Below are 13,696 nucleotides of genomic sequence, written 5' to 3'. Positions count from 1 at the left end.
GGAGATCACAATGAGAAAAGTCGGCATCGGAATCATCGGCTGCGGCAATATCAGCACCGCCTATCTGAAGGCGGCCCAGCGCTTTCCAGTCATGGAAATCAGGGCGCTCGCCGATATGCGCAGCGACGCGGCAGAGCGGCAGGGCGCCGCCTTCGGGCTGCCGGCGATGCGGGTCGACCAACTGCTCAAGCGAGAGGATGTCGAGATCGTCATCAATCTCACCGTGCCACTTGCCCACACCGACGTCAGCCTCGCGGTGCTGAACGCCGGCAAGCACGTTCATTCCGAGAAGCCGCTCGGCATCGACGTCGCGGAAGCCCGCAAGGTGATAGATCTCGCCGCGCAGAAGGACCTTCGCGTCGGTTGCGCGCCCGATACGTTCCTTGGCGGCGGGCACCAGACCGCGCGCAAGCTGATCGACGATGGTGCGATAGGCACTCCGGTCGCGGGCAGCGTCTTCTTCGGCTGCCCCGGCCATGAGCGCTGGCACCCGTCGCCAGGCTTCTATTACCTTCGCGGCGGAGGGCCGATGCTCGACATGGGGCCGTACTACATCACGGATCTCGTGCAGCTGCTTGGCCCGGTCGCAAGCGTGATGGGCTCGACCGCGCGCCCGAAATCCGAACGGTTGGTCACCAGCCAGCCCATGAACGGCACCCTGATCCCGGTCGAGGTTTCGACCCATGTCGCCGGCACGCTCGAATTCGAGAGCGGGGCGGTCGTCTCGATCGCGATGAGCTTCGACGTCCCGAAGCACCGGCACGCGCCGATCGAGATCTATGGCGACAAGGGCAGCATGCTGGTGCCGGACCCGAACCGGTTCGGCGGCGAGGTGCAGGTCGCGAAGACTGGCGGTGAATGGGAGCCGGTGCCGCTGACCCACGGTCATGTCGATGGCGAGTTTCGTTCCATCGGTGTCGCCGACATGGCCTCCGCGATCCTGAACAACCGTCCGCATCGCGCCAGCGGCGTGCTCGCTTTCCATGTGCTCGAGGTGATGGAGGCGTTCCAGACCTCCGCCGACGAAGGACGCCGCGTCAAGATCGGCAGCTGCGTCGAGCGGCCGGCAATGCTGCCGGCCGGACGTGAAACCGGACAGATCGACTGAGGGAATGACCATGCGCAAGGCAATGATTGTATGGGGCGGCTGGCCGGGACACGATCCCGATCTCTGCGCTTCGATGATCCGCGGCTGGCTGAAGGCGGAAGGCTTCGAGGTCCGGGTCGAGACCACGACGGCGGCGTTCGCCGATCCCGCGATCCACGATCTGTCGCTGATCATCCCGATCTATACCATGTCGAAGATCGAGAAGGCGGAAGCGCTCAATCTCTGCGCAGCGGTGCGTGGCGGCGTCGGGCTCGCCGGCCACCATGGCGGCATGTGCGATGCGTTCCGCGAGTCCGTCGACTACCAGTTCCTGTGTGGCGGGCAGTGGGTCGCGCATCCCGGCAACATCATCGACTACAAGGTCGACTTGACGAAGCCGGATGACCCCATCATGAAGGGGCTGAAGAGTTTCGAGCATCGTTCCGAGCAGTACTACATGCATGTCGACCCCGCCAACGAGGTGCTGGCGACGACGACCTTCACCGGCGAGCACGCGCCCTGGATTGACGGCGTGGTGATGCCGGTGGTCTGGAAGAAGCGATACGGCGCGGGCAGGGTGTTCTACTCCTCGCTCGGCCACCGCGCTTACGAGCTCGACGTACCGGAGATCCGAACGTTGATGACTCGCGGCATGCTGTGGGCCGCGCGGGAATGACAGCCGGTGCGACGCAGCCGGCGGTTCGCGCCACGCTGGAGGACGTCGCGCGTGCGGCGGGCGTTTCGCTCGCAACCGTCGACCGCGTCGTCAACCGGCGCGAGGGCGTGCGCGCCAAGACCGTCGCGCGTGTCGAGGCCGCGGTGGCAAAACTCGGCTATCGGGGCGACGTCGCGGCCGCGCGGCTCGCCCGCGGGCAGACCTTCCGCTTCGCCTTCGTACTGCCGAGCGGTAGCAACAGCTTCATGACCAACCTGGCCGAGCAGGTCCAGCGCACCGCGGACTGGCTTGCCGGTCACCGCGGCTTCATCGATATCCTCCATGTCGACGTGTTCGATCCGGATGTGCTCGCCGGTGCGCTGGAAAACCTGTCGCCGGCCTATCAGGGCGTCGCCGTCATCGCACTGGACCATCCCAGGGTGCGCGCCGCGATCGACGAGCTCGCCGCGCGCGGGGTCGCCGTGGTGACCCTTGTGTCGGACGCGCCGAGCTCGCGCCGTCTGCATTATGTCGGAATCGACAACCCGGCCGCGGGGCGAACTGCGGCAACGCTGATGGGACGTTTCCTCACCGGCCGCGAGGGGAAGGTCGCCGTGATCGCGGGATCGTTGTCGCTGCGCGATCACACCGAGCGGCAATTCGGCTTCCACCAGATCCTGTCCAGCGAGTATCCGAACCTGCTCGCGCTGCCGGTGATCGAAGGCCGCGACGACAGCGAGCGCACGCGCGAGCTCACGGCGGCGCTGCTGGCGCGCCACGCCGATCTCCGCGGTATCTACTGCTGCGGCGCCGGGAACCGCGGCATCGCCAATGCGCTGGAGGACTTGGGCCGCGCGCGTGAAGTGGTCTGGATCACGCACGAGCTGACCCAGTACACGCGGCGTTTCCTGGTCCGCGGCACGCTCGATGCGATCATCAACCAGGATCCCGGCCACGAGGCGCGGTCTGCGGCGCGAGTTTTGCTCGCGCATTGTTCGGGTGAGCCCATCAGCCCCGACCAGGAGCGCATCCGAATCGACATTTTTCTGCGGGACAACCTGCCGTGATTAGCGTTCGCAGGTGATGGGCAGCTTGCTTCGATAGGTGTCGTGAAGCGCCGCAGCGGCCTCGACGGTGCTCAGAAGTTCGCCGCCATTGCTGCGAGGTGCTGATGGGCCCTTTCGCGGGCAGCCTCGATGGGCTGTTGCGGTCCGGTGGTTGGCCCGATCGGCACGAAACGGACATTGCTGATACCGATAAAGCGCAAAATTTCCCGCAGGTAAGGCGTTGCCATGTCGATGCGCCCGCGGTTCATTCCGGTGGCGAAATCGCTGCCACTAGCGAGAATCACCGTGGTCGGCCGGTCCTTCAGCAGCGGGAGATATCCCAGGGAGGGATCGAACCGAAAGGTAAGCCCGGGCTGGACGATGACATCGAACCATTGCTTGAGCTTGTACGGAATGCTGAAGTTCCACATCGGCGTCGAGATCAGGACCCGATCGGCCAGTGAAAACCGCAGCGCCATCCGCTCGGCCTCGGCAAAGCTGTCGCGCTGTGCGTCGTTGAAGGGCTGCGCCTTCATCCGCGCATATTTGGCCTCGACGATGGGACCTGCGAATTCCGGCAGCCGCTCGCGCCAGAGATCCACGACGTCGATATCCCAATCCGGACGGGCCTGCCGAAACCCGTCAAGAAAGACGCGCGCGCCGGCGCTCGACTCGGAGTCGGCACGGGGCGAGCAGGAGAGGTGCAAGAGCTTTGCCACCACTCATCCCAGCGCTCTGATGACGGCATCCGCCCGGGTGACGACGGCGACGTTCTGCATGGCAAAGTTGATCGAGGCGGAGTGCCAGTCGGCATTCATGGTCGAGCAGCAGTCTTCCGGCACGATCATGAAATAGCCCTTGTCGGCGCCGGTGCGCGCGGTGTGCTCGACCGACATGTTGGTCCATGCGCCGGTGTTGATAATCATGTCGCGGCCGGTCGCTTTCAGGATCGTCTCCAGCCGGGTGCCTTCCCAGGCGCTCATCCGCATCTTCTCGACGACGAAATCGCCGGGCCGCGGCTCGAGGCCCGAGACCGGGGCGGCGCCCCAACTGCCGCGCACCATCGCCTTGCTGTCGACGAGACCCTCGAACAGCGGTGCGTTCAGCGTCACGCCGGGTGCGCCGGGCTCGACCACGAACCAGACATGGATGATGGCGACGCCGCGCGCGCGAGCTGTCTCCGCCAGACGCCGGACGTTCTCGACCACATGCTGTTGTTTCGCATGACCCGGTGCGCCCGACTCGGCGAACGCGCCGCCATCCATGATGACGTCGTTCTGAAGATCCTGAATGATCATGGCGCAACGGCTCGGATCGAGCCGCATCTCGCCGTCGGCGAGGATGGGCGCTGCAGCCGCGGGGCCGGCGTTTGCGCCGCCGCTGCCGCGTTTGCCGCTCATATAGGGCTCGTGGCGCGGCCCGGCCTTGGTCGGGATCGCATAGACCGAATGCGTCGACGTCAAATAGAGCGTGCGGAAATCCGGGCCACCCCAGGCAAGGTTGGCGACGAGCTCGGGCACGCGGACTTTCCCGAGCAGCTCGCCGCGCGGTGAATAGACCCAGACGCCGCCGGGCGCGGTGACCCAGACATTGCCATGCTGGTCGCACTTCATGCCGTCGGGCAGGCCCGGCTCCAGCTCGGAGCGGATGCTGCTCGCGAACACGCGCGCGTTCGACAGCGAGCCGTCGCCGTTGACGTCGAATACGCGGATCAGCGCCTGCACGGTGTCGTTGACATAGAGCAGCTTCTCGTCGGGCGAGAAGCACAGCCCGTTCGGCTGGTCGAACAAATTGCGGTCCACCACGAGCTTGGGCTCGCCGCCCGGCATGACGCGATAGACGCCCTGGAAGCCGAGCTGGCGCGGCCGCTCGACCCCGTAGACCGGCATGCGGCCATACCAGGGATCGGAGAAATAGATGGCGCCGGAGGAGTGCACGCAGACGTCGTTGGGGCTGTTGAGCTCCTGTCCCTGGAAGTGCGAAGCCAGCACCTCGCGCCGCCCGTCCGGTCGCTCACGGATCAGCGACGAGGTCGCGTGCTCGCAGACGATCAGATTGAGCTCGGCGTCATAGGTCATGCCGTTGCATTTGTTCGACGGGCGCTTGACCTCCGCGATGCCGCGCCGCGCATCCCAGCGCCGCCGCACGTCGCCCGGCATGTCCGAAAACAGGAGATAATGATCGACCGGATGCCAGATCGGCCCTTCCGTGAAGTCAAAACCCGTTCCGACCTGCGCGACCCGCGCGTAGGGGTCGATCAGGCTTTCGAATTCGGAGCGCAAGGTGACATGCGTCATCGGTCGATATCCTTAGCTCACGTCAGGCAGGGAACCAGTTCCGCGCGGGCAGCGACTGCACGATCGGGCCGGGGACCTGGTCGTGCAGGCGTCCGACCACCATGCCGCCCTCGATCTTGGCCGGCCTGTCGTGCACCGGCAGCAAATAGCGCGAATTGCTCAGCAGCTTCTTGATCGAGGCCTTCTCGGCCCGCTTGCTGGTGCCGTGGTTTCCCGTCGTCCGCGGCTCCCAGTCGTGAATCTCGTGGAAGGGCGTGACGATCTGGTCGTTGAAATCGTAGATTACGTCTCCACAGATGGTGGCAATGCCGTCGGCGGTCTCGACGATGATGTTCATGGAGCCCTCGGTGTGGGCGTTGGCGGCGTCGCAATAGACGCCGGGCATCAGCTCGATAGGACCTGTGATCTCGAGGTCGAGGAAGCGCAGCGCACTCTTGGTGTGCAGTCGGTCGATGAGATGCTTGATGTCCGGCGCCGGATATTGCGGATGCATCAACCCGGAGACGGAATATTCGAGTTCTTTCCGGTTGAGGACGACGGTCGTATTCATCGGAAACAGATCGTCCTTGCCGGCGTGGTCGATGTGCAGATGGGTATGGCAGACGAAGCGGACGTCGCCCATGCGCACGCCGTGGCGGGCGAGCTGGTTCTCGATCATGTGCTCGTGGTATTGCAGGCCGCGCATCCCGAGCGTTTCCATGATCTGGTTGGAGCGGTAACCGGTATCGACCACGACCGGATATTTGCCGCCGAGGATCAGAAAGCCGAGGGTGAGGACGCGGCGGGTGCGGCCGCAGTCGCGGCCGAGGACCAGAAAGCTCGATTCCAGCTCGATATCGCCATAGTCCAGGATCTTGATCTCCAGCGCCATTCGTTTCCCTTCCCTGTTCCGTTCTTGGTCTGTCAAAGCCGATAGACGCGCGTTGCCGTCGTCCTGAAAATCGCGTCCTGCTGCTCGGTCGTCAGCTTCGCGGCCGCGGCACGAAAGGCGTCGACGAGCTCCCGATAGCTCGTCCACAATTTCTCGATCGGAAAATTGGAGCCGAACAGGCAGCGCTCCGCGCCGAAAATCGCGACGGTATCGGTAAGGACGGCCGCGATGTGTGCGGGATCGTTGCGATGGATGAAGGTGCCGAGCCCGGAGAGTTTTGAGACCACGTTCGGACAGAGCGCGAGCCGGGCCATCCCGGCGCGCCAGGCGGCCCGGCCCGCGGGCGAGAGGTCCTCCAGCATGCCGGCATGCTGGAGGATGAAGGTCACCCCAGGGCAGGACTCGGCGAGTTGCGCCGCGTCCGGCATCTGCGGCGTGAAGACCTGGAGGTCGAAGCTCCAGCCGTAATCGGCCAGGTGCGCGATGTTGCGGCGGACCATGGGATCGACGCAGAGATCGGGCCTGGCCGCGAAGCGATAGAGCGGATTTTCGTGCCAGTGCAATTGCATGCGCGCGCCGCGCACGAGCGGATAGCGCTTCAGGCGATCGAGTTGCGGGCGCACGTCGTCGACGGCGAAATCGGCGTAGGCGACGATGGCATGCGGCCAGCTGTGCTCGTCGGCGGTCTGCTGCACCCAGGCGGCTTCGTCCTCGAAACGGTCATTGGACCAGTTGGTCTGGACATAGACCGAACGGGCGACACCGGTGCCCTCGAGGTCGTCGAGATATTCCCGGATCGGATAATCGCGACGGATCGGCTCGTAGGGTCCAAAGATGCGCGGCTGCATCGGGCCGGTCAGCCAGGGCAGGTCGGCCTGCCGCCAGATGTGATGATGGCCGTCGACAATGTCGCTCACGCCGCTTTCCTCCGTCCCAACGTCAGAATGTGCGCGACAATCGACGCGCTTGAACCGCCATCCACGAGATCATCGACGAAGCGCTGGATGGCCACCAGCGCCTCGGTCTGCGGGCGGAAGTCCGGGCCCGTCGCGAGCGGCGTCAGCCAGCTCACGCGCCAGGCACGCCGCGACAGCTTTGCCACGGCGTCGCGCAACGCATCGACTTCGCCGCGCTCCAGCCCGTCCGACACGACGACGACGGCTGCGCCTCGCGCGTAACCCCCGAACCGCGGCACCGCGAGGAAGGCTTGCAGCGCGTCGCCGATGCGGGTGCCGCCGTCCCAGTCGCTGACGAGGTGCGCAGCCGCGTTCAGCGCTTGCTCGCGACGCTTGAGACGCAACGGCCGGGTGACGCGGGTCAGCCGCGTGCCGAAGGTGAAGACCTCGACATTGGGCGCGGCCTGCACCAGCGTATGCGCGAGCTTCATGTTCTCCTCGGTGCGCGTCTTCATCGAGCCGGAGACGTCGATCAGCAGCAGGAGCTTTCGCCGGCGCTGGCGCCGCTTCAGGTGCCCGAGCCGCAGGATCTCGCCGTCGCTCCGCACGCTGTCGCGCAAGGTCCGGCGAAGGTCGGCAAACGGCCCGCGGCGGGCGCGCATGCGCCGGTGGCCGCGACGCTGCGGCAGGCGCCGCGCGGCCTCGCGCGCCAGGCGCCGGAGCGCGTCGGTGGTGGAGAGCTGGGCGAAGCGGCGCTCCACCAGCGCCTCGGTACGCGTCGCGGCGAGGCCCGATTCGTTGGCATCGTCGGAGAACAGGGGGGCCTGTTCGCCGCGGCCCTCTTCCTGGAGCCGGACAGTCTCGTCGTCCTCGCCATCATCGACATGTTCGATGGCTTCGCTGCCACGGAAGTGCAGGTCGAACAGCCGGTCGAAGGTCGTGCGGCGCTCGGGTGGCGGGGCGAGTGTGGCCAGTGCCGATTGCCTGATGTCGTTGAGGTCGCGCGGCCCGAGCAGCTCGATCGCGGCGAGATAGGAGGTGGTCTGCTCGGGCGCGACGGCGAAGCCGTTGGCGCGCAGCAGCGCGACGAAGGAGACGAAGATGCGGGCAGCGCGCGGAAGCTCCGGCTCGGTGCTCATGCGGTTGCCTCCGCGAGCATGACGTCGAGCCGTGGCGAGATGAAGTGCAGGTCTTCCTCGTCTTTCAGCGCCACGCCGATCGAGCGTTTGAAGGCGTCGGGCCAGCGCGCGCCGCCCTTGTGAAGCAGCGTCGCCGCTTCAGCCCAGTCGACCGCTTCCGCGATGCCCGGTGCCTTGCTGAGCGGCTCGCGGCGCAATTTGCCGACGGCCGCGACGACGGCCCGCGCAGTCGCCTCGGCGACGCTGGAGGCCCGCAGCATCACGATACGCGCCTCCCGCTCTTCGGTGGGATAGTCGATCCAGTGATAGACACAGCGGCGGCGCAGGGCCTCGTGCAGGTCGCGCGTTCGATTCGACGTCAGCACGACGACAGGACGTTCGGCCGCGCGCACCGTGCCGCGTTCCGGGATCGAAATCTGGAAGTCCGAGAGAAATTCGAGCAGGAACGCCTCGAATTCCTGGTCGGCGCGGTCGATCTCGTCGATCAGCAGCACGGTCGAGTCGGGCGCGCGAAGCGTCGCCAGCATCGGCCGCTCGATCAGAAACGTCTCGCCATAGATGTCGATGCTCTCGTCGCCAGCCTGGCGGATCGCGAGCATCTGGCGTGGATAGTTCCACTCGTAGAGCGCGGCCGAGGCGTCGATGCCCTCGTAGCATTGCAGGCGGATGAGGCGGCGGCCGAGGACGGCGGCGATGGCTTTCGCGGCCTCGGTCTTGCCGACGCCGGGGGCGCCTTCGAGCAGGAGCGGTTTGCCGAGGGCAAGGCCGAGATAGGCTGCGGTCGCGAGCCCCTCATCGGCGAGGTAATAGGCCGCCCGAAGCGCCTTCTCCAGCGCCTCGGGGTTGTCGATGCCAACGATGTTGCTGCGAACTGCCATGGCCAGTCTCAGCGTCGCGCCTGTGGCCGCGCGCCGCCCTGAGTCTTGATCGCGCGCAGCACCTTTTCCGGCGTAATCGGCAGATCGTCGATGCGCACGCCGACGGCGTTGAAGATCGCATTCGCGACAGCCGGCAGCACGGGATTGGCGCACATTTCGCCCGGTCCCTTGGCGCCGAACGGGCCATCTGGCGCGGGGCGCTCCAGCACGGCGATATCGTGCGGGCAAATGTCGCCCGGGCCGGGCATCAGATATTCGACGAAGTCGCGGGGGCCGTGAACGGGGTCGGGATAGTGAGGCTCCGTCGTCTCGTAGAGCGCGTGGCTGATGCCCATCCAGGCGCCGCCCACGAGCTGCTGCTCGACCAGGCGCGGATTGAGCGCGCGGCCGAGCTCATAGGCGGAGTCCATGCGGACCATCGCGACTTCACCGGTCTCGTCGTCGACCTCGACCTCCGCCACGAGACAGGCATGGGCGTAGCAGGTCGCCGGCGACATCTCGCCGGTTTCGGGGTCGACGTTGGACAGAGGCACGAGGAATATGCCGCGGCCGGAGATGGTCTTGCCCTGCTTGAACTGGGCGGCGATGGCGACGTCCTTGGTCGAGATCGAGCGATGCGGCGCACCCTTGACGTGGATGTTGCCGCGTCCGTCGGTTTCGAGATCGGCGGCGTTGACCTCGAGCTCCTCGGCGGCTGCCTCCATCATCACGCCGCGTGCCTCGCGCGCCGCGGCCATCACGGCATTGCCGACGCGATGGGTGCCGCGCGAGGCGAAGGAGCCCATGCAATGCGGACCGGTGTCGGAATCCGCGGTGTCGACATAGACGTCCTCGACGGGAACGCCCAGCGTCTCGGCGCAGATCTGACGCGTCACCGACTTCATGCCCTGGCCGAGATCGATCGACGACAGCGCCACCGTGAACTTGCCGCTCGGGTTGGAATGAACCAAGGCCTGGCTGGGATCGCCGCCGAGATTCATGCCGATGGGATAGTTGATCGACGCCATGCCGCGTCCGCGATGCCGGGTCATCAGCGTCTCCTGGTGCCGAACACGGAGGAGAAGCGGGGCGCGCCATGCGAGGGCGCGGCCGGCCGCGGTGGAGGTGGTGACGGCGCAGTAGGCGGCGGCTCGCGCGGTGGTTCGCGGGTGACGGCGGGCGGGAGCCGGTCATAGCTGGTGCGCTGCTGGACTGGCGCGGCCGGCCGGCTGCGCGAATCCGTCGGGGTCGGCGGGATCACGGCGCGGCTGCCGCCGCCGTCCTTGCGCGACGACGCTCGCTTGAACTCCTCGCGGATCGGCCATTTCGCCTTCTCGGCGGCGACCTGGACGCATTCGATCAGCGCGGTGTTCTTGGCTTCGCGCCGATGCGCCTTCATGTCGCCGTCGCGATAGGCATTGAGGATCCGGAACTCCATCGGGTCCATGCCGACGAGGTTGGCCAGCTTGTCCATCTGGCACTCGATCGCGAAATCCATCGCGGTGACGCCGAAACCGCGCATCGCCGTCGCGGGCGTCCGGTTGGTGAAGACGCAATAGACGTCGCCATAGACGTTGGGGATGGTATAGGGCCCCGGCAGATGCGCGGCGCATTTCACGGCGGCGTAGCTGGACAGCCTAGTATAGGCGCCGCTGTCGAAATAGGCGCGGATTTTTCGCGCGATGACACGGCCATCCCGCATCACGCCGTCCTTGATGTAGATGCGCTCAGCGCCGCGGGGCGGGCCGTACTGCATCTCCTCCTCACGCCCGAACACATAGCGGACGGGACGCCCTGTCAGCATCGCGCCCAGGATCGCGAGCGGCTCGGTCAGCGTATCCACCTTGCCGCCAAAGCCGCCGCCGACCGTGCCACCGATGAAGTGAAAGGTGTTGGATGGCAGGTCCAGGATCTTGGCGCAGGTGTCGACCGAGAAAAACAGCGCCTGCGTCGAGGTGTAGACGACGTAGCGGCCGTTGGTGTCGGGCGCGGCGATCGCGCCATTGGTCTCGGTCGGCGCGTGCTCGATCGGAGACATCTGGTAGCGCTGTTCGAGCACGTGGTCGGCCGTCGCGAGCGCGGCGTCGGCATCTCCGAAGCGCAGCTTCTGGTGATCATGGACGTCGTGATAGATGAAGGCGTTCTTCGGATAGGTCCCGTTGACCACGGGCGCGCCGGCCTTGAGCGCGTCCTCGACGTCGAGCACGACCGGCAGCGGCGCGTAGTCGATCCGCACCTTTGCGATGGCCTCGAACGCCTCGCGCTCGCTGTCCGCGACGATGGCGACGACCGGCTCGCCCTTGTAGCGGACCTTGTCCACCGCCAGCGTAGGCTCGTCGTCCTTGCCGAAGTTGATGAGGCTGAGAAGCGTGTTGAGATTGCGCGGCACGTCGGCGCCGCGGATGATCCGGCGTACGCCGGACGAGCGTTCGGCTTCCGTGGTATCGATATGGCGCAGCTGCGCGTGCGCCTGCGTCGAGCGGACCACCTTCAGGTGCAGCATGCCCTGAAGCTTGTGGTCGTTGAAATAGCTCGACGTGCCCGTGACATGGCCGAGCATGTCCTGGCGCTGCGTGCCCTTGCCGATCTCATTGAGATTGTCGTCGCGCTCGTCGGCGAAAATGTCCTTGCGCAGTTCCAGCATGACAAAATCCTTTAGGCACTGGCCCGGCCGCCCGAAGCGGCAAGGATGGCATCGATGATGGGTTCGTAACCGGTGCAGCGGCAGATGTTGCCGGAGATCGCCTCGACGACCTCGGCGCGGCTAGGCTGCGGATTACGGTCGAGCAGCGCCTTTGCGGCCATCAGCATGCCCGGCGTGCAATAGCCGCATTGGGCGGCAAAATTGTCGGCGAAAGCACGCTGGAGCGGATGCAGGTTTGGACCCTGCTTGAGGCCGTCGAGCGTCTCTACCGATCGGCCGGCGACGGTTTCCGCCAGCGTCAGGCATGACAGGTGCAACTCGCCGTCGATCAGCACACTGCAGGTGCCACAGCCGCCCTGGCCGCAGCCGAACTTCGGCGTCATATCGCCGATCAGTTCGCGCAGAGCGACCAGCAGATTGGTGCCGCCATCGACGAAGATCGCGACGTCGCGGCCGTTATGACGAAATTGCAGGGCGGTCTTGGCCATGACGAGCTATTCCTGACCCGAGAGGAGACGGCGCAGATGGACGCCGGCGATCTCGCGGCGATACCAGGCGCTGCCGAGCGCGTTATCGAAGGGTGAGGTGCCCTCGGTGACGGCGGACGCCGCGGCTGCGATGGTCGCGGCATCCAACGAACGTCCCTCGAGCACACGCTCGGCGGCGCGTGCCCGAATCTGGGTCGGTGCCATCGAGCCCAGCGCGATCCGTGCCCCGGCGATCCGTCCGCCGCTGATCGGCAGATGGGCTGCGAGCGTAATGACGGAGCCGCCCTTTGGCTTGATACGGGCGACCTTGTGGTAGCGGAAGGCGTCCGCGCTCGCCGGCCGTGCGCAGGACACCGAGAGCACCAGCGTGCCGGCCTGCCGCTCGCGCGCCTGCAAGAATTCTTCGATGGCGATGTCGCGCGTGCCAAAGCCGCCCTGCACGGCGACGGTGGCATCGAGCGCAAGCAGCGCCACCGTGAAGTCGCCATAGGGACTTGGCGCGAACAAATTGCCCCCGACCGTGCCCATGTTGCGCACCGCAGGTCCGCCGATCGAGCGGGCAGGGGCGTGCAGGAAGCCCAGGTCGCGCTCGGCGAGGATTTTTGCGAAGGTGATGCCGGCCCCGAGCGTCACGCGCGGGCCCGACGCGTCGATCCGGGTCAGGGCCTGGTCGCTGGCGCGGATGACGGTCGAGACAGAGACGTCACCCTCGTTCAGCGCCCGCATCACCAGCGTGCCGCCGCCGAGATAGCGTGCGCCGCGATCTGCCGACAGCGCGCCGGCCGCTTCGCTTGTGCTGGCAAAAGTCTTCACTGTCACGGCCATTGCTATGCCGCCTCCTTCAAGTGCCGGCGGATCGCCTCGAAGCCGGCTTGATAGATGTCTTCCGCGACCATGTGGACGATGCGATCGCGGTCCTCCGGCCGGGTGCTGAAGCGCGACTCCCAGTGCCAGAAGGTGCGGTCGCCGTCGGTCACCGGCAGCAGGCGGACATGCGCTACGTAGTTGAACATCGGCACCGGCGTATCGAGCAGACAGTAGCTGAAGGTCTGCTCGAGATCGGAGAGCGCCAGTAATTGCTCGCGCAGCTCCGATCCGTCCTGCAGCTTAAAGCGCCTGATACAGCCGATCTTGTCAGGGGAGTGCGCGCGCTCGATCGTGGAGCTCGCAACCGCCGGATGCCAGTGATCATGTCCGTTGAAATCGCGCAGCACGTCCCACACCGCATCGGTGGGCGCATCCAGGATCGTGCTTTTCACGATATGCGGCACGGAGTTCACCCTCCGAACTGGCGCTTGAGGGCGTCGAAGCCGCCCTGGAACACGCCGCCGCCGATATTGCCGACGAGCTCCGCTTCCCGTTCGGGTGCGCAGTCGAACTCGGCGGTCCATTCCATGAAGGTCTGGTCGCCGTCGGTGACCGGCGTCAGCCGCAACGTCGCGACGTAATTCTCGACGCCCATGGGGGATTCCAGGATCGAATAGGTGCAGAACATGTCGTAGTCGGAAAGGCCGAGCAGCCTCTCGCGGATGCGGTCGCCGTTGCGCAGGCGAAAATCCCTGACACAGCCGATCTTGTCCGAGGGCTCGCCGCCCTCGATGCGGCTTTCCGCGATCGCGGGATGCCAGTTCGGCATGCCGTTGAAGTCGCGCACCCGCGCCCAGACGCGATCGTTGCGCGCATTGACGACGGTTGAGACATAGACGCGGGCCATGA

Annotated in this window: 15 protein-coding genes; 3 read left to right on the top strand and 12 right to left on the bottom strand. The window is 66.1% G+C overall.

Going from position 1 to position 13,696, the window contains the following annotated elements; all coding sequences use genetic code 11:
* Window positions 1-10 precede the first annotated feature (10 nt).
* Genes OWC48_RS02610 through OWC48_RS02600 form a run of 3 tightly spaced genes read left to right on the top strand, consistent with a single transcriptional unit; the run spans window position 11 to window position 2,809 of the window.
* Window positions 11-1,108: a Gfo/Idh/MocA family protein gene (locus OWC48_RS02610; protein ID WP_282518526.1), complete on the top strand. Its 1,098-nt coding sequence runs from the start codon at window positions 11-13 to the stop codon at window positions 1,106-1,108.
* 10 nt (window positions 1,109-1,118) lie between these two features.
* Window positions 1,119-1,763, top strand: coding sequence for a ThuA domain-containing protein (locus tag OWC48_RS02605; RefSeq protein ID WP_014496439.1), 645 nt, complete (start codon window positions 1,119-1,121; stop codon window positions 1,761-1,763).
* On the top strand, window positions 1,760-2,809 hold the full coding sequence (locus tag OWC48_RS02600) for a LacI family DNA-binding transcriptional regulator (protein ID WP_282518525.1): 1,050 nt from the start codon (window positions 1,760-1,762) through the stop codon (window positions 2,807-2,809). The genes OWC48_RS02605 and OWC48_RS02600 overlap by 4 nt, the downstream gene beginning before the upstream one ends.
* A 71-nt stretch (window positions 2,810-2,880) precedes the next feature.
* Here the strand turns inward: OWC48_RS02600 and OWC48_RS02595 are convergent, their stop codons facing one another.
* The 12 genes from OWC48_RS02595 to OWC48_RS02540 are packed head-to-tail and all read right to left on the bottom strand — an operon-like array spanning window position 2,881 to window position 13,694.
* Window positions 2,881-3,507 carry an FMN-dependent NADH-azoreductase gene (locus OWC48_RS02595; RefSeq protein WP_039157148.1) on the bottom strand — a complete coding sequence of 209 codons (627 nt, stop codon included), beginning with the start codon at window positions 3,505-3,507 and terminating at the stop codon, window positions 2,881-2,883.
* A gap of 3 nt (window positions 3,508-3,510) precedes the next feature.
* Window positions 3,511-5,085 (bottom strand): isochorismatase family protein, encoded by a 1,575-nt coding sequence (locus OWC48_RS02590; RefSeq protein ID WP_282518524.1) that lies wholly within the window; start codon window positions 5,083-5,085, stop codon window positions 3,511-3,513.
* Window positions 5,086-5,107: 22 nt separating this feature from the next.
* The gene (locus OWC48_RS02585; protein WP_282518523.1) at window positions 5,108-5,956 is read right to left on the bottom strand and encodes an MBL fold metallo-hydrolase; all 849 of its coding nucleotides are present in this window, start codon (window positions 5,954-5,956) and stop codon (window positions 5,108-5,110) included.
* Between the two features lie 32 nt (window positions 5,957-5,988).
* A complete protein-coding gene (locus OWC48_RS02580) occupies window positions 5,989-6,873 on the bottom strand; it encodes an amidohydrolase (protein ID WP_282518522.1) in 885 nt (294 codons plus the stop codon).
* Window positions 6,870-7,991 carry a VWA domain-containing protein gene (locus tag OWC48_RS02575; protein ID WP_282518521.1) on the bottom strand — a complete coding sequence of 374 codons (1,122 nt, stop codon included), beginning with the start codon at window positions 7,989-7,991 and terminating at the stop codon, window positions 6,870-6,872. Before OWC48_RS02575 ends, OWC48_RS02580 begins: the two co-directional genes overlap by 4 nt.
* Window positions 7,988-8,869 (bottom strand): MoxR family ATPase, encoded by an 882-nt coding sequence (locus OWC48_RS02570; protein ID WP_028147224.1) that lies wholly within the window; start codon window positions 8,867-8,869, stop codon window positions 7,988-7,990. The genes OWC48_RS02575 and OWC48_RS02570 overlap by 4 nt, the downstream gene beginning before the upstream one ends.
* 8 nt (window positions 8,870-8,877) lie before the next feature.
* On the bottom strand, window positions 8,878-9,900 hold the full coding sequence (locus OWC48_RS02565; protein WP_014496431.1) for a xanthine dehydrogenase family protein molybdopterin-binding subunit: 1,023 nt from the start codon (window positions 9,898-9,900) through the stop codon (window positions 8,878-8,880).
* The gene (locus OWC48_RS02560) at window positions 9,900-11,492 is read right to left on the bottom strand and encodes a xanthine dehydrogenase family protein molybdopterin-binding subunit (protein WP_282518520.1); all 1,593 of its coding nucleotides are present in this window, start codon (window positions 11,490-11,492) and stop codon (window positions 9,900-9,902) included. Before OWC48_RS02560 ends, OWC48_RS02565 begins: the two co-directional genes overlap by 1 nt.
* Window positions 11,493-11,503: 11 nt before the next feature.
* Window positions 11,504-11,980, bottom strand: a complete 477-nt coding sequence (locus OWC48_RS02555) for a (2Fe-2S)-binding protein (RefSeq protein WP_038941740.1) — start codon at window positions 11,978-11,980, stop codon at window positions 11,504-11,506.
* 6 nt (window positions 11,981-11,986) lie between these two features.
* On the bottom strand, window positions 11,987-12,805 hold the full coding sequence (locus OWC48_RS02550) for a xanthine dehydrogenase family protein subunit M (protein ID WP_282518519.1): 819 nt from the start codon (window positions 12,803-12,805) through the stop codon (window positions 11,987-11,989).
* 2 nt (window positions 12,806-12,807) lie between these two features.
* Window positions 12,808-13,251 (bottom strand): SRPBCC family protein, encoded by a 444-nt coding sequence (locus tag OWC48_RS02545; RefSeq protein ID WP_282518518.1) that lies wholly within the window; start codon window positions 13,249-13,251, stop codon window positions 12,808-12,810.
* 5 nt (window positions 13,252-13,256) lie between these two features.
* The gene (locus OWC48_RS02540; protein WP_282518517.1) at window positions 13,257-13,694 is read right to left on the bottom strand and encodes an SRPBCC family protein; all 438 of its coding nucleotides are present in this window, start codon (window positions 13,692-13,694) and stop codon (window positions 13,257-13,259) included.
* Between the last annotated feature and the right edge of the window lie 2 nt (window positions 13,695-13,696).

Source organism: Bradyrhizobium sp. Arg816 (assembly GCF_029989365.1).
Lineage (GTDB): Bacteria > Pseudomonadota > Alphaproteobacteria > Rhizobiales > Xanthobacteraceae > Bradyrhizobium.
This window is presented reverse-complemented; position numbering and strand designations above follow the sequence as displayed.